We start from the raw sequence: 14,510 nt of genomic DNA, 5'->3' as shown, positions 1-14,510 counted from the left end.
AGGAAGACTACTATGACAGAAAGAAAAAAGATTTTAGAAGTAAAACATTTAAAGCAATACTTTAAGTCGGGCCGTTCGACTGTCAAAGCAGTTGATGATGTTAGCTTCCAGATTTATGAAGGTGAGACCTTTGGCTTAGTTGGTGAATCAGGTTCTGGTAAGACAACTACTGGACGTAGTATCTTGCAGCTGTATAAGCCAACTGCTGGTGAAATTATCTTTGAAGGGCAAGACATCAGCAAGTTAACTAAGCGCAAAGATCAATTGCGCTTCCGTCGTAATGCTCAGATGATCTTCCAAGATCCCTATGCTTCGCTAAATCCAAGAATGACAGTTGAGGATATTATTGCCGAAGGTCTAGATATTCATGGCCTGGTTAAGAATAAGCAGGAACGTCGTCAACGAGTAGAAGAGTTGCTTGAAGTAGTCGGCCTTGATAAAAGACATGCCAGCCGCTTCCCTCATGAATTCTCTGGTGGTCAACGTCAGAGAATTGGTATTGCTCGGGCATTAGCTGTTCAGCCTAAGTTTATTGTTGCTGATGAACCTATCTCAGCCTTAGATGTATCCATTCAGGCTCAGGTAGTTAACTTGATGAAAGAATTACAAGAAAAGCGCGGCCTAACCTATCTCTTTATTGCCCATGACCTTTCAATGGTCAAGTTTATTTCTGATCGGATCGGCGTTATGCACTTTGGCAAACTACTTGAAGTAGGTCCTGCAGATGATGTATATAATAAGCCATTACATAACTATACTAAGAGTCTGATCTCTGCGGTGCCAATTCCTGATCCTGAAATTGAACGTCAGCGCACCAGAATTGCTTATGATGCCCAAGCTGAAGAGAATGATGGTAAAGAGCGTTCAATGCATGAAATTGTTCCTGGGCGCTTTGTGCGTTGTAGCGATGATGAAGTTGAACATTATAAGCAAGTAGCAGCAAGTTACGAATAAGAATTTCCGTCTTAAGGACGGATTTTTTTGTAAGATTAATGTGATAAAATAAAGTTGCTGCTTTAGCTCAGGAGGTAGAGCACCGCCGTGGTAAGGAGGAGGTCCCCAGTTCAAATCTGGGAAGCAGCTTTTTGCTTTATTTGATGAAAGAAGGAATACTATGGCTCATGAATTAACATTTGATGAAATTGATAATTTTAAAAAGAACTACCAAGAAGATAAGCAAAATAAGATTGCTGAACTAGCAGTAGTAAATAATGGTGTACAAGCCGCTAGCTTGAATAATGAAGCAATTCGACCATTAAATCGCACATTCTCGATTGAGATTCCTACTGATAATGTCACTAACCAAAAGCAATCTGGGCGTTGCTGGTTGTTTGCAGCTTTGAATGTTTTAAGACATGGCTTCGCTAAACAATATAAAGCTAAGAAATTTACCTTTTCACAGGCATATTTGTTCTTCTGGGACCGAATTGAAAGAGCAAATATCTTCTTTAATCATATTATTGAAACAGCCAACCAGCCAATTGATGATCGGACTGTTCACTATTATCTATCAGCTCCAGATACTGATGGCGGTCAATGGCATATGGCAATCTCATTAATTAGAAAATATGGTTTAGTGCCAAGTTATGCCTATGGCGAGAGTTTTACTGCCAATAATACTGCAGCCTTTAACCGTGCTTTAAATATGAAGTTGCGTCAAGATGCCTTGGTATTGCGAGAGCTTGTTAGCAAGGGCAAGAGCGAGGAAGTTGAAGCTAGAAGGCAAGAATTCTTAAGCGAAGTTTACCGGATGGCAACAATCGCCTTCGGTAGCCCAGTAGAGAAGTTTGACTTAGAATTTAAGGACGATGATGGTGAATATCAGATTGATACCGATCTTAGCCCTTTGGACTTCTTCCACAAGTATTTCGAAGATGATCTAGATGACTATGTTGTCCTCTTTAATGCGCCGGATCATGAATATGATAAGTTGTATGGGTTGCCATTTGAGGATAATGTAGCAGGTGGCAGTCCTGTTCAGTTTCTCAATACTAGAATTGAGAATCTTAAGCAGGCGGCCATTAAGCAACTAAAAGCTGGTGAGACTATCTGGTTCGGCTGTGACGTCGGTAAGCAAAGCGACCGCAAGCAAGGAATAATGGCTGCTGACTTATACGAAACCGACACTATTTTCAATATTGAGACTAAATTAAGTAAGAAAGAACGCCTTCAAACGGGCGCCAGTGGTTCAACTCATGCCATGACCTTAGTTGGTGTAGATATAGTTAATGGCAAGCCGCGCCAATGGAAAGTTGAGAATTCTTGGGGAAGCGACGTCGGCGACCAGGGCTATTTTGTAATGGATGACAAGTGGTTTGATGAATACTTATTTAAGGTAGTTGTTAAAAAGCAATATTTATCAGATGAGTTAGTTAAGATTTCAGAAGGGCCAGCAGAGGATATACCATGCTGGGATTCAATGGCTTAAGATGATTGATTTAGATAAAGTAAAAGAATTTACTCAAAAGCAACTGCAAGGTGAATCTACAGGGCATGATTTTTATCATGGTGAGCGGGTTGCTAACCTTGCCACTAAGATGTATTTAACAGATAATGACCAGGCTAATGAAGATAGTCGGATGGTTGCTATTATCCAAGCAGGCGGCTATTTGCATGATACAATTGATGAAAAAATTACCCCTGATCCGGCAGCTGTAGTTGAAAAAATTAAGAAGTTGTTACCAGCAGCTGGCTTTGAAGGTTTAGAAGTTAAAGATATTTTGTTTACAATACAACATATGTCTTTTTCAGCTAATATTGAACACCACTATCAATTGCCACTATCGGGGCAATACGTGCAAGATGCGGACAGACTTGAGAGTTTAGGAGCAATTGGTATTGCCCGGGCTTTCACTTATGGTGGCAAGCATGGCAATAAGATTTATGATCCAGAGATTAAGCCTGAGAAGTTGGTTAGCCATGACCAGTATCGTAATCATGAAGAAACAACAATTAACCACTTCTATGAAAAGCTATTTAATCTAGAAAAGACGATGAATACCCCTGGTGGTAAAAAAGAAGCTCATCGAAGAACTGAGTATATGCGTGAATTTGTCCAAGAATTTATGGATGAATGGAATGTATAAAGGTTATTTTTAACTAATATTTGAAAAAACAAAAAGAAAACCAGCATCTCTAATAGAAGAAGGGAGTTCTTCATTATAGATGCTGGTATTTTTATGCTTATTTATCTTAATTCTTTATGGAATAGTTCGTTGTGAGATCCTAACCTAACCAATCTAAAGCTGCGCTTTTTATTATTTTTAACTCCAGATTTAAAATTACTGGTAAAAAGCCATCGTATCTAATGTATAGTGTAACCGCGCTAAATGGTGAATAATATTCGTAAACATAATAAAGCAATCAAAATTAAAGCATTTTTGCTATGTTCAGATAATTTATATAAAGGTAGCCCAGCTAAAATAACCCAAATTATTGTAAAAATGGTTAATATTACCCAAGAAATAATTAGGTTTTGAGAATCAAATAAAAATAAGTGAATCGCAAGTGTTGGCAATAAATAAATCAAAAATTGCTTACCAAAAGCCTGCCATCGCTTTATAAAATAAACTTGTCTAGATATTAAAAGACTGGCCAATTCTTCTCCTTCATTCCTAGCCAAGATGAGGGATGCATAATCAAAAATGAATAGATAAACACTTAGTAAGGCTAATTTAAGCGGAGATTTAATTAAGGCAAAGTTTATGTGAAACATAGTAGAACTATCTAAGGTTAAGTTTTGCCTAGTTAGAATTAAGATTAAAATAGTAATCGCAGTATAGATAAAGAAAGACTGGCGTTTATTCACTTATTAAGACCCCATCTTGCAGTTTAAGCTCTTGATCGTAAGCTAAGCCAGGAATATCATCATGGCTAGCAATAATGACAGAACGATTTTGATTTTTTAATTTCGTTAAGATATCTACGAATACTTGTATGCTTTCTTTATCGATTCCACGGGTGGGCTCATCAAGTAAGATAATATTTTGATTTTCCATTATTGCTTGAATAATGCCCAGCTTTTGTCGCATTCCGACTGAATATTTTTTGACAGCTTGTGGATCATTAGGATCTAAGAAAAATTCTTCCATAAGTTGTTTTACTTTTTCTTCATTGTAATTATTATTTAGGTTAGCTAGAAATTTTAAGTTCTCAATTCCAGATTCGTATTCCAAAAATCCGGGATTTTCGATTAAAGCACCAATAGTATCTTGTTCTCCAAGTTCCACCGTTCCGCTATTTTGCTTTAAAATGCCAGTAATAATTTTAAAGATAGTAGATTTTCCGGAGCCGTTTTTTCCTATAATATGAAGTCGCTCGCCAGGCTTTAAGCTAAAAGATACCTTGCGCAGGACTTCCTTTTTACCAAAACTTTTGCTTAAATTTTTAACATTTAACATACGAAAAACTCCTTAGTAGTATTCATTGTGCATTGCTTGCCATAATGGATTGAAGATATGACTATATCTAGGCAATAAGATCGACCTTTCAAAATTGTAGTGATACATTAAGGTGATAAAAATAACAAAAATTACGATTAAGTAAGGATAAGGAAAATAATAACTGCTAACAATAATAAGCATTGCCATAAGCATCACTAACATGTGCAACATTAAGATTAATAATCCATAAGTTGGCTTGCCATATTTGAAAAGTTGTGCGTGATTAAAAATAGCATATGGAAGAAAGCTACAAATCCAAAAAATAAACCAATCTAAGATTACCAACTTAATAAGAAATTTAGTAATATATTCAGTCTGATGTCTGATAGTAATCAGATTGCGTACTTTCTTGAATGTAAGTATTTGAACAAATACAATAACATAAACTCCTGATTGAAAATAAAGTGAAAATCCATGAATATAAGCAACAACACGAACCATATCAGGAATATTAGCAAAATAAGAACTAGCAATTAAGCCCAGGATACCAATACACATTATTGAGAAGTAGAGGTATTTTTTAGTTTTTGTGGACATTAGGCACCTCGCAATTGTTTCTTGTGCCAAAGCTTAATTAAAGCAAAAGCAATCAAGCTATAAATAATGGCATTAATAATCCAGGTCCAAGTTAAGCCAAGTGGCGGATTAGGCTGACTAGCAAAACTAACTTGACCGGGAGCAAGTAAATTCATCGGAATAATTAAATTGCTAATAAAAATTGTAATATTATTGATCGGTATTAGTGCACAAATAAGTATGATACTGAATGCCACTACTAAGCTGCTTATTAAGAATATTGAGTCTTTTTTAATAAAGAGACCGATTCCAAAAATTAAGACAGAAAATATTCCCCAGCCAATAGATGAAGTAATAATATAGCTAATCAGATTGATTAAGCTATTAGTTGAAAAGTGCGCCCTTTGGCTAAGAAATAGTCCATTATTGGAGAAGGCAAAGGGAAAATAGGTCCAATTGATTATGATTATTTCATAAATTGAGATAATCAGTGAAATAAGACTAGAAATAGAAAAAACTTGTAGAACTGAATTTTTTAGAAATTTATTGTATCCTAGCCGCTGAATTATATTGGTAATTCCATTCGTGTTCTTCATGAAAATGATATAAAAAGAACTAAGTATAGAAATTACTACAAAAGGAAGGACTGTCATGATAATAAATGATCCATTAGCTCCAAATGGTTGTGCATAAAAATACATGTATACTGCATTATCTGTATGAAACTTGATACCAGGAACTAAAGACTCCTTAATACCAGCCATTAACGGAAAAGTTAAAATGATGAGATAGACAATAACACCTAAGATAAGAATTTGTTTTGTTTTTTTAGGCATTAGATGATTAAACCTCCGTATTTATTAATACTTAACTATAAATATAGTATTGCATTGTTTATCGAAAATAAAAAGTAGCTAATAAAAATCCCCAATCAAAAAGCAATATCTTTTGATCAGGGATCTTATATAATTATGCTAATGAATCCCAAGCTGGAAGTGGGGTTGGGATGCTGTCAGCTAGTTGTTTTTGGTCGTCAGTTAAGAAGTCTTTGCGAACAACTACTTCATAAACAAATTCTTCAAACCACTTGTCACTCATTGTGAAGTACCCCTTGCGGCCAGACTTATCGCCCCAAGAGTTTTCAACTTTCCACTTGCGAACTTCGCCCTTATCTAGGTCAACACCAACTAAGGTCATAGCATGGCTAACTTGTCCTTCACCAGTAGCCAATCTCTCAGCCTTGGTCATTTCAGTATCAATATCAAATAATTCGTCTGTCTTATATAATTCAGTATCTAAGAAGCCAGACTTACGGTCCATTTCTTTTAAGACGTCATTTCCGAACCAGACACTTTCGCCATCTTTTAATTGGTCAATAGCGGCATTACGCAAGTATTCCATTGGAACATTTAAGAAGGTGATTGGAGTACCACCATTAATATTATCTTCAAATGGTAGAGAATATAACTTGCCGTATTCATGGTCAGGAGCATTAGTTAAGCAGACATAATCGTCAAAGTTAATATCCCAATATTTATTAAAGAATTCAACTGGTGTTAAGTTCTTATCTAAATGGAGCTTCTTGTCATCATCTAGATATTCAAGATCAAATGTCTTAGGTGGTTCGCCAACGGCAATTGCTGTCATACGGTAGACTTCACTTAAGAATTGCTTGCGTGCACGTTCAACTTCTTCACTTTTGCCAGCCTTAACTAATTTACGCAGAACTAGGGCATCCTTGCGTTCCTTGCGGGCTAAAGCATCATCTAAGCCAGCAGTATGTTCGGTGTTGAAGCTTTCTGGCATGGCATAAGTTGGCACAACGCCGTACTTCTTAACTAGTGAAGCAGCCATTGCCCATTGACCACCATCAGCACCAGCGAAGCCTAGATAAGCTTGGACAGTACGGTCATCTAGTGGTTTGTCAGCTGATTCAATTATTGCGTCATAAAAGATATTAGCTCTTTCAATCTTGTCCCAGAAGAAGTTATATGCTTGTGATAAGGTGAAGTTCTTGGCTTTGTATTTTTTACCAAAATTATGACGCAAGGTATTTAAAGTTGAGAATAGCCAGCAGCGACCGGATTGCTTTTGGTTGGTGACATTGTCAGTGTCAACTTCAACTGAAAACACGTCATTTAAGCGTTCTTCAACTTTAGAATTAAATGATGCTTCCAAAACCCCAGATCGCATTGCAGCGCGAGATACAACCGCATTTCTTGAGTTATCAAACTCGTTGCGGAATTTTTCAATTTCTTGTAATGATAATTCGTGAGACATAAATAACCTCCTAAAATGAAAATATAATAATTACTTTATTATAATTTATATCATTTTGTAAGGAAATAGTTTTTTGTTAAATTATTATTTAGTCTGGTCAAATTTCGTACTAATGTCTTTGAAACAAGTATAATAAAGGTAAATATAATACGAGGGGGAACAGTTATGAAGAAGAATGTTTTAATTTCAGCTGTAGCATTATTAACAAGCCTGCTAGCAGTGGGATGCAGTAATAATAATTCTAAAAAATCAGCTGATTCATCTACTTATAAGGTTCATAAAACGTCAAAGAAAAGTAACCAAACTCAAAAATCCAGTTCAAGCGAAGATGACAGTAATTCATCAACTACTAGTTCAAGTGATGATACTAGCAAGTCGTCTAGTGTAAATAATAAAGCGACAGCTAAGAAGTCAACCCAATCAAGTTCTAAGAGTACTACTGAATCGACAAGCTCTAGCCAAGCAAGCAGTTCAAGTAGTCAATCAACTAGTGGAAATATATCAGAAGCTGACTTTCAAACTGTTGTAAATGATACAATTAAGCGTAACAATTATCCTGCTAACACTGCTATTAGCGACTTTAAGGTAATGCAGGGTGGCAATAAGATTGATGTTGCCGAGAAGAAGACTGGTACAATTGTTGCACACTATACAATTAAGAATGGCCATCTATATTATTATGATGTTGTAAGTGATAAGTTAGAACAGGTGAAGTAAGTGGTTTATTTTCAAAAGATGACGCCAGAAGGCTATAAGCAAATTGAAGATGAGATTGCTCGCCTGAAAAAAGATCGCCCGCGTAGGATTAAGATTCTACAAGAAGCGCGAAGCCTAGGCGATTTATCCGAAAATTCAGAATACACTACAGCTAAGATGGAACTAGGTCACTTGCAAAGTCGCTTGCGTTATTTGGGTAAACAATTAAAGTATGCTCAGATTATCGAAAAGAATGAAGATGGTAAGGTTGACTTAGGTTCAACGGTCAAGATCTTGTTTGAAGGGGATGATGAACCTGAAACTTACAAGATAGTTGGTCGCATGGAAGCTGACTTAGAGGCGGGCAAAGTTGGATTTGATTCACCGCTTGGACAGGCAATGATGGAGCATGTTGCCGGTGATACAGTAACTGTTGAAGCTCCTGCTGGTAGTTATGATGTGAAGATACTTGAAGTTGGATGAGATAGTAAGGCTGCTAGTTGGTGTTTTAAAGAAAAGGATAAATTGTACGGTAAAAAATGAAATTCACTAACATATTTATTTTCGTAATTAACATCGTGTTAGACTTGTTTATTGCATTTCAGGTGCTATTTTCACTAGGTGCGGGAATATATAATATCAATGATGCAATTATTTACTTACTGTTAGGAGTAGAAATTGTTTTATTATTAGCGTTGCCAATACTAATATTTAAGAAAATTAGTTTTAGTACAATTGCAATTCTTTCAATAATAGGAATAGTTGCTGCACTTATTGCCTGGAATCCGGGAATATCTACTATTTCGATAATTGATTTTCTATTGATAATAATAGTTACTTACTTTGAAAGTAAGCAGCAAAATTAAAAAAGCTGGTACTTATCGTTTTAACGAGATAGGTACCAGCTTTTTTCATTAGTTTGATAAACTTAGTTGCAGAATAAGTTCAAAATATGACCGAATACGCTCATTTTCATCATATAAACTTTTTTTGTTGTATATAATAGTTGTAGATGTAGTAAGCAATATGAGTTAACAAGTAACAACACAAAATAAATAACATGAAATTATTAAAGGAGCTTAATTATGAGAAAAGCAGCAATAATAATATTTCTAATACTCAGCAGCGTACTTGCTCTTGGCTGGTTTATTAAACCTTCAAGCATAATTTTTAGTGGTCTACTTGCTACTGCCGTTTTAGTTTTTATCATTGCAGATATTTCAGATATTATTGAAGTAGGGCTTATTATAGTGAATTTTTTTAAATCAAAAAGCAAAAAGAAAATGTAATATCAATATTATAAACATGAAAAAGCAGGGCTGATTTTAAACCAGTCCTGCTTTTTCGTGAACTTGTTGATACTTCTAATGCGAGCGCTATTTAAGTAAATTAATATATTAGATGCTCAGTTACTGTTCTTGATTAATTTTTAACGTAACAATAAAGTATTATTTTTCTTTTTGAAAATTGTGTCTTTTTTATAGTTAAATTGCATAAGTAATTTTTTCATTTTGGGCAGTGTTGGACGAGAAAATTCTTCAACATCGCCATTTTTAAAGGTGACCAAACGATTCTTTAAATCAATTACTTCAATGTTCTCAGGATTTGCTAAACAGGATTGGCTAATCTTTTCAAGAAGCGAGTTATCCTTGGCATATTCATTAATACTGCCGAAAAATTGAGCTTCACCATCGCTTCTAACTAATAATAGTTTGTGAGGTGTTGGTGTAGTGATAATATACATTACCTTGCTTAGTGGAATATTGAGGATTCGACGACCAACCTTATAAGTGAAAGTCATCTCTTGCATCTCATTCATCTTGGAAAGCTGGTAAAGAGCTACATCAACGGTTTTAACAACGCGCTTTTTATATTCGTCGAAATCGCTTGATTTTACAATATAGTCGACCGGTCCTAAGCGACGCTGATAAGTTATGATTGATAAGTCTGCATGACTAGTGACAAAAATAATTTGAGCGCGTTTGTCATTTTGTTTAATTAAGTCAGCTATATCGAAGCCATTTTCATCATTGACATCTTTCCCTAATTCAACATCTAAGAAATAAAGACCACCGTCGAATTGATGATGACGGAGATAATCAACTGAATCTTGGTAAGTTTGGGCGGTTTGGATATTGAACTTAATGGGTTCATCATCAGATAATATTATTTCAGCTGCTCCCAAGACTTTGATAGTCTGATTGATTTGTTGCATATCATCATCGCAGATAAATACGGAATATTCCATTTTGTTTCTTCTCCTTATCAAGGTAAAATTGTTAGATCAAAAATAAACCAGCCATCTTCAACTGTATAATTAACTAGCATGGACTCTTTATATTTTTCAGCTATGTCCATTACGTTAGCTAATCCAATCCCCATATGATTCTTTTTAGTTGTGTAATTTTTGTGACTAATTTTTTTAGTATCTATATCTTTATCACGAATTCGATTTCTGATTTCGAATTCCAATGTTTCATTTTCTAGGTAATACATGGCTTCAATTTTTGCTGAAGATGGATTACCAGTCTTTTTTTGAAGAGCAATACTTTCTTCGTATGCGTTGTCAAAGGCAATTCCGATGACTCTTGAAATATCTAAAAAATTAATCGAGGATGGAATTTTGTAAATATCGGTGTTACAGCCAAAGTTGTAATCTAATCCTGCATTATAAAGTTTGGTTAGTTTAGTAATGGTGATACTCTTGAGAGTTTCATCATGAAGTCGATTGATACCTGCATATTTACGTAATGCTTTTTCATCAATATGGGAATCAGTATATTCTTTTAACTTTTGGACTAGTTCCTTAGACTTTCCATTTTTTGCACTGATTATTAAACTGTTGAGCATATTTTGATAATCATGTTTGAATTTGCGTAAATCATCTTCGTTTTTGTCGAGATAATCGGCATATTCTCGTAACTGTTGATGTTCTTTGATTAATTTGTTTTGTTTTTCTTGAAGATGTTGATTTTTGACAGTGAGAAGTTTATTTTCTAATTTTTGTTTTTCTTGTTCTTTTTTTGAAAGAAGATTATTTTCCGTGTGTACCATTACGAAATAGAGAACAAAGGCAAAAATAGTTTGAAGGAGTAGCAGAGCCGCAGAAAGTACGATAACTTCACTAGCTTTATTGTCATTTGTAGTATAGAATTCTATTCCTATTCCAACTAAATAAAGATATAACAAAATACCGACAAAAATTTTTCCATTCTTGTCAGTAATTAATTTTCTTATTTGTATAATGTATTTTTTCAGAATTAAATAGCTAATAATTTCTGTTAAGATACTGATGAAGCTAGTTAAGTCTAACATAAGGTAGTAAAAAATCTGATTTAGTAAGTATAGTATCGTATCAAAAACTGAAAAAATAAGAATAGATCCAATTATTAAAAAGGTATTTACTTTCTTTTTTAAAAGCAAAAAACAAATTGATAAGCCTACAATTTCTATAAAAGTGCCTCCAATATTTCGTAAATTTATGTCTGCAATGAGTGCAAAACATAATGTGGCTACAAATACTATAGATTCATTGATTTTATCACGAGTTGACAATTTAATTGATATACAGTTATTAAAAATTAAAATGTCAATTATTAAAGAAATAACAATATTTAAAGGAGCCAAAAGAACATTAATAGTTTTCATTTTTTATTTTCTTTTTTGAATAGATTAGTTAAACGGGGGAGAAAAGATTTTTAGAGATGTAATAGATTCTATAAATATTTTAAAAGATTTCATCAAATAATGGAAAAGCTCATCATATTTTGTTTATTTGGTGTCGTATCTTGATGTTTTTTAACAAAATATGATGCAAAAACGACCAGATTGGATTGATTTGAATTTTAAGCCCCACTTTCTAATAAAATTACTATTATCAATAATACTAAAGAAAGTAGGAATATAAATTAATGAAAAATCTAGCATTGAATAGATACATTGATCTAGAAAATAAAGCTGAAAGAAATAACTATATTAAATCTACGCTAATAGGATTTATTATATTATCATTCGCCTATCTATTTTTACCATTTATTACTAGCGCCATAAGTAAAGTGAGTAGTGTATATTTAGCAGCAATTATTTTATTTATATTCGCAGTTGCCATTGCCACATTTGCTTATAAAATTTGCCAAACAACAAAGATTATAAACTCAAGGGTTAAATTAGGAAAAAGTGTAATCTTGACCATACTTGTATTGCTAATTTTAGTAGTCATTCCAATTATCTCTTCCATTCCTGAAAAAGTAGCTGTTTGGCATTCGCCTATAATAAAGTCCCTTAGAGTCATTATGACTGCAATATATGCTGGAATTTGTGAAGAGTTCCTTTTTAGGGGACTAATATTTAATGCAAGTTTAGCTTATTTTAGCAAAAGTAAATATAAATTTGTTTGGACGATTCTGACTACATCATTGGTATTTGCTTTATTTCATTTCATCAATATGCTTCACCAGCCGCTAACTTCAACTATCGGACAAGTGTTAAGTGTCTTTGCTATCGGAATGGCATGGGGCTACATCAGATTGTTAGCTAATGGAATTAGTATTATAATTTTGCTGCATATTTGGCAAGATATTGGGTTAGGTGTTCTTTCAACTAATCTTGGTACATCACATGTGGGAACTCAATTGGGTGTAGCTCTCGTTGAAGGGGCAATTATCTTGTTATGCTTGGTTATTTTTGATAAAAAGTATAGTGAGCAGTATAATGTCGCAAATTAAACAATATGAAAGTTATTAAAGGAGCTTAATTATGAAAAAAACAGCAATAATAATATTTGAAATACTCAACATTATGCTTATACTTAGCTGGTTTATTAAACCTTCAAATGAAATTTTGAGTGGTATAATTGCTACAATTGTTTTAGCAGCTATCATTGTAGATATTATTGCAGTAGGACTTTTCCTAGTAAATTATTTCAAATCAAAAAGCAAAAAGACAATGTAATATCAATATTATAAACATGAAAAAGCAGGGCTGATTTTAAACCAGTCCTGCTTTTTAAATGCATTTTTTATTCAATAGTAATAGAGTTTTCTTCCTCTTGTTCACTTAACTTAGGTAAAGTAACAGTTAGGACACCATTTTCATCTTTGGCACTAATTTCTTTAGCATTAATGTCAGGGATGCGGTAGCTTCTCTGGATATGACCTACGCTTCTTTCTTGGTGAAGTAAGTTGCCATTGTCGTCATTTTCCTTATTAAATGATGTTCGGCTACCAGAAATAGTTAAAACGCTATTCTTATAAGTAACCTTAATGTCTTTCTTATCCATTCCTGGCATGTCAACTTTAACGATGTAATCCTTGTCAGTTTCTGCAACATCAGATTGCATAATGTTCTTTACATTTCCTTCATCAAAGAAGTCCTTTGGAAAACCAAACCAATCGTTAAGACGGTCTAACATATCACTATTACGATTCATCATTTCGTTTGCCATAATGAATAACTTCCTTTCATTTCTCTGTTCACTATCTATTGTAGTAACTTTTTTTAGGAATTAAAGAATTTAGCACTCTTAATTTTAGAGTGCTAAATTATGTCAATTTTCTAGTTGCCTATAGGCTTTAGGACTAAATCCGCTATAACGCTTAAAAGCTTTAGAGAAGGTAAATTCATCAGTATAGCCAACAGATTGAGAGACTTGCTGAATGGAGAGGTTACTTTGATTTAGCTTATTCTTAGCTTCTTCCATTCTTATTTTAGTTAGGTATTGCTGGGGCGATAGGTTAAATTCCTTCTTGAAGAGGGAATACAAGTAACTGCGTGAAACGTTTAATCGATGACATAAATTGTTGATATTACAACTATGTTGTTCAAAATTATCATGAAGATAATTGATGGCTGAGTTGAGATAAGTATCGGATTTATTTTTGTTACTTTCTTTATGAGCAGGATATTCGATATTCAAATAATAGAAGGTTTGATAGATTAAGCTTTCAATTAGCAAGTCATTAGCAAAGGTATGAGTATTATGAACGGCATTATATAGCTGGGTTAAACTTTGATAGAAGTTAGAGTTTTGGGCATGTTTAATGTAGCGTTTGGTACCTAAACTTGATTGTTGTAGCATCGTGTTAATTTTAATTCCTGATAATCCTAGCCAGAAGTAGCTCCAAGGCTCTTGCCCATCTGCCTTATAAAAGCACGGCACACCCTTAGGCAAGATGAAGATATCGCCTTGTGCTAAGTTGACAATGGGATGATTAGCCGAAGAGAAGATCCCTTTACCTTGAGTAATAACATGAATGATATAGTTCTCCCTAACATTATTTCCAGTAAAGAAATAATTAGGAAGGCAATGCTCCTTACCAAAAAATACGACTCCTGTTTCTAAACTGTTTGTACTTAAAGTTCGATATTCACCAGACATATTAATCACCTATAAAAAAAGACAAAGATGCATGTCAATATGTTTACAATAATTATCTTATAAGCTGATTATATCACTATTTAATAGATAAACTATGTCAAAAAAGTTTATCCACAAATCGACATAATTTGTACTAATATAGCTATGGTAAGAAATATTTACCTGTAAGATAATATAGCTATATGAAAGCGTTTTACTAT

General features: G+C 33.9%; 18 protein-coding genes and 1 tRNA gene. 10 read left to right on the top strand and 9 right to left on the bottom strand.

The genetic code is table 11. The annotated features are described in order from the left end of the window. The first annotated feature begins 12 nt into the window (after positions 1–12). From J2Z60_RS02725 to J2Z60_RS02710, 4 genes are all read left to right on the top strand, one after another. On the top strand, positions 13–954 hold the full coding sequence (locus tag J2Z60_RS02725; protein ID WP_209686135.1) for an ABC transporter ATP-binding protein: 942 nt from the start codon (positions 13–15) through the stop codon (positions 952–954). A 56-nt stretch (positions 955–1,010) separates the two neighbouring features. Next, positions 1,011–1,083: transfer RNA gene (locus J2Z60_RS02720), tRNA-Thr, on the top strand. 31 nt (positions 1,084–1,114) lie between these two features. Then, positions 1,115–2,428 carry a C1 family peptidase gene (locus J2Z60_RS02715; protein ID WP_209686134.1) on the top strand — a complete coding sequence of 438 codons (1,314 nt, stop codon included), beginning with the start codon at positions 1,115–1,117 and terminating at the stop codon, positions 2,426–2,428. A 1-nt stretch (position 2,429) separates the two neighbouring features. Next, a complete protein-coding gene (locus J2Z60_RS02710; protein ID WP_245328689.1) occupies positions 2,430–3,086 on the top strand; it encodes an HD domain-containing protein in 657 nt (218 codons plus the stop codon). A gap of 239 nt (positions 3,087–3,325) precedes the next feature. On the opposite strand, the gene J2Z60_RS02705 is transcribed toward J2Z60_RS02710, so the two are convergent. From J2Z60_RS02705 to J2Z60_RS02685, 5 genes are all read right to left on the bottom strand, one after another. Beyond that, positions 3,326–3,808 (bottom strand): hypothetical protein, encoded by a 483-nt coding sequence (locus J2Z60_RS02705; RefSeq protein WP_209686133.1) that lies wholly within the window; start codon positions 3,806–3,808, stop codon positions 3,326–3,328. Continuing rightward, a complete protein-coding gene (locus J2Z60_RS02700; RefSeq protein ID WP_209686132.1) occupies positions 3,801–4,400 on the bottom strand; it encodes an ATP-binding cassette domain-containing protein in 600 nt (199 codons plus the stop codon). Before J2Z60_RS02700 ends, J2Z60_RS02705 begins: the two co-directional genes overlap by 8 nt. 12 nt (positions 4,401–4,412) lie before the next feature. Beyond that, positions 4,413–4,979 (bottom strand): hypothetical protein, encoded by a 567-nt coding sequence (locus tag J2Z60_RS02695; protein ID WP_209686131.1) that lies wholly within the window; start codon positions 4,977–4,979, stop codon positions 4,413–4,415. Next, on the bottom strand, positions 4,979–5,794 hold the full coding sequence (locus J2Z60_RS02690) for a hypothetical protein (protein ID WP_209686130.1): 816 nt from the start codon (positions 5,792–5,794) through the stop codon (positions 4,979–4,981). The genes J2Z60_RS02695 and J2Z60_RS02690 overlap by 1 nt, the downstream gene beginning before the upstream one ends. 133 nt (positions 5,795–5,927) lie before the next feature. Continuing rightward, positions 5,928–7,238, bottom strand: coding sequence for a C1 family peptidase (locus J2Z60_RS02685; RefSeq protein ID WP_209686129.1), 1,311 nt, complete (start codon positions 7,236–7,238; stop codon positions 5,928–5,930). Between the two features lie 165 nt (positions 7,239–7,403). Between J2Z60_RS02685 and J2Z60_RS02680 the strand changes: the two genes are divergently transcribed. The 4 genes from J2Z60_RS02680 (at position 7,404) to J2Z60_RS02665 (ending at position 9,223) form a co-directional block, all read left to right on the top strand. Then, entirely contained in the window at positions 7,404–7,955 is a 552-nt protein-coding gene (locus J2Z60_RS02680; RefSeq protein ID WP_209686128.1) for a hypothetical protein, read from the top strand. After that, positions 7,956–8,417, top strand: coding sequence for a transcription elongation factor GreA (gene greA / locus J2Z60_RS02675; RefSeq protein ID WP_209686127.1), 462 nt, complete (start codon positions 7,956–7,958; stop codon positions 8,415–8,417). A 56-nt stretch (positions 8,418–8,473) separates the two neighbouring features. After that, a complete protein-coding gene (locus J2Z60_RS02670) occupies positions 8,474–8,800 on the top strand; it encodes a hypothetical protein (RefSeq protein WP_209686126.1) in 327 nt (108 codons plus the stop codon). A 219-nt stretch (positions 8,801–9,019) separates the two neighbouring features. After that, positions 9,020–9,223, top strand: a complete 204-nt coding sequence (locus tag J2Z60_RS02665; RefSeq protein ID WP_209686125.1) for a hypothetical protein — start codon at positions 9,020–9,022, stop codon at positions 9,221–9,223. Positions 9,224–9,363: 140 nt separating this feature from the next. On the opposite strand, the gene J2Z60_RS02660 is transcribed toward J2Z60_RS02665, so the two are convergent. After that, entirely contained in the window at positions 9,364–10,182 is an 819-nt protein-coding gene (locus J2Z60_RS02660; protein WP_209686124.1) for a LytR/AlgR family response regulator transcription factor, read from the bottom strand. A 17-nt stretch (positions 10,183–10,199) separates the two neighbouring features. Further along, the gene (locus tag J2Z60_RS02655) at positions 10,200–11,582 is read right to left on the bottom strand and encodes a GHKL domain-containing protein (protein WP_245328688.1); all 1,383 of its coding nucleotides are present in this window, start codon (positions 11,580–11,582) and stop codon (positions 10,200–10,202) included. A 263-nt stretch (positions 11,583–11,845) separates the two neighbouring features. Here J2Z60_RS02655 and J2Z60_RS02650 point away from each other — a divergent pair, with 263 nt between their 5' ends. Then, entirely contained in the window at positions 11,846–12,658 is an 813-nt protein-coding gene (locus J2Z60_RS02650) for a CPBP family intramembrane glutamic endopeptidase (RefSeq protein WP_209686123.1), read from the top strand. A 31-nt stretch (positions 12,659–12,689) separates the two neighbouring features. Continuing rightward, positions 12,690–12,884, top strand: coding sequence for a hypothetical protein (locus tag J2Z60_RS02645; protein WP_209686122.1), 195 nt, complete (start codon positions 12,690–12,692; stop codon positions 12,882–12,884). Positions 12,885–12,951: 67 nt separating this feature from the next. On the opposite strand, the gene J2Z60_RS02640 is transcribed toward J2Z60_RS02645, so the two are convergent. Then, complete coding sequence (locus tag J2Z60_RS02640; protein WP_209686121.1) at positions 12,952–13,377, bottom strand: Hsp20/alpha crystallin family protein; 426 nt, start codon at positions 13,375–13,377, stop codon at positions 12,952–12,954. A 102-nt stretch (positions 13,378–13,479) separates the two neighbouring features. Beyond that, positions 13,480–14,310 (bottom strand): AraC family transcriptional regulator, encoded by an 831-nt coding sequence (locus J2Z60_RS02635; protein WP_209686120.1) that lies wholly within the window; start codon positions 14,308–14,310, stop codon positions 13,480–13,482. Positions 14,311–14,510 lie beyond the last annotated feature (200 nt).

It is taken from the genome of Lactobacillus colini (genome assembly GCF_017874575.1).
Classification (GTDB): domain Bacteria; phylum Bacillota; class Bacilli; order Lactobacillales; family Lactobacillaceae; genus Lactobacillus; species Lactobacillus colini.
Note: the sequence above shows the minus strand (reverse complement) of the source record. Positions and strands in the feature narration are given on the sequence as shown.

What these genes read in the sequence shown, in the direction of transcription:
- J2Z60_RS02650 (WP_209686123.1), top strand. Translation starts at nt 11,846, where the DNA reads ATGAAAAATCTAGCATTGAATAGATACATTGATCTAGAAAATAAAGCT.
- J2Z60_RS02725 (WP_209686135.1), top strand. Translation starts at nt 13, where the DNA reads ATGACAGAAAGAAAAAAGATTTTAGAAGTAAAACATTTAAAGCAATAC.
- J2Z60_RS02645 (WP_209686122.1), top strand. Translation starts at nt 12,690, where the DNA reads ATGAAAAAAACAGCAATAATAATATTTGAAATACTCAACATTATGCTT.
- J2Z60_RS02665 (WP_209686125.1), top strand. Translation starts at nt 9,020, where the DNA reads ATGAGAAAAGCAGCAATAATAATATTTCTAATACTCAGCAGCGTACTT.
- J2Z60_RS02660 (WP_209686124.1), bottom strand. Translation starts at nt 10,182, where the DNA reads ATGGAATATTCCGTATTTATCTGCGATGATGATATGCAACAAATCAAT.
- J2Z60_RS02670 (WP_209686126.1), top strand. Translation starts at nt 8,474, where the DNA reads ATGAAATTCACTAACATATTTATTTTCGTAATTAACATCGTGTTAGAC.
- J2Z60_RS02710 (WP_245328689.1), top strand. Translation starts at nt 2,430, where the DNA reads ATGATTGATTTAGATAAAGTAAAAGAATTTACTCAAAAGCAACTGCAA.
- J2Z60_RS02640 (WP_209686121.1), bottom strand. Translation starts at nt 13,377, where the DNA reads ATGGCAAACGAAATGATGAATCGTAATAGTGATATGTTAGACCGTCTT.
- J2Z60_RS02700 (WP_209686132.1), bottom strand. Translation starts at nt 4,400, where the DNA reads ATGTTAAATGTTAAAAATTTAAGCAAAAGTTTTGGTAAAAAGGAAGTC.
- J2Z60_RS02685 (WP_209686129.1), bottom strand. Translation starts at nt 7,238, where the DNA reads ATGTCTCACGAATTATCATTACAAGAAATTGAAAAATTCCGCAACGAG.
- J2Z60_RS02715 (WP_209686134.1), top strand. Translation starts at nt 1,115, where the DNA reads ATGGCTCATGAATTAACATTTGATGAAATTGATAATTTTAAAAAGAAC.
- J2Z60_RS02680 (WP_209686128.1), top strand. Translation starts at nt 7,404, where the DNA reads ATGAAGAAGAATGTTTTAATTTCAGCTGTAGCATTATTAACAAGCCTG.
- J2Z60_RS02695 (WP_209686131.1), bottom strand. Translation starts at nt 4,979, where the DNA reads ATGTCCACAAAAACTAAAAAATACCTCTACTTCTCAATAATGTGTATT.
- J2Z60_RS02690 (WP_209686130.1), bottom strand. Translation starts at nt 5,794, where the DNA reads ATGCCTAAAAAAACAAAACAAATTCTTATCTTAGGTGTTATTGTCTAT.
- J2Z60_RS02635 (WP_209686120.1), bottom strand. Translation starts at nt 14,310, where the DNA reads ATGTCTGGTGAATATCGAACTTTAAGTACAAACAGTTTAGAAACAGGA.
- J2Z60_RS02655 (WP_245328688.1), bottom strand. Translation starts at nt 11,582, where the DNA reads ATGAAAACTATTAATGTTCTTTTGGCTCCTTTAAATATTGTTATTTCT.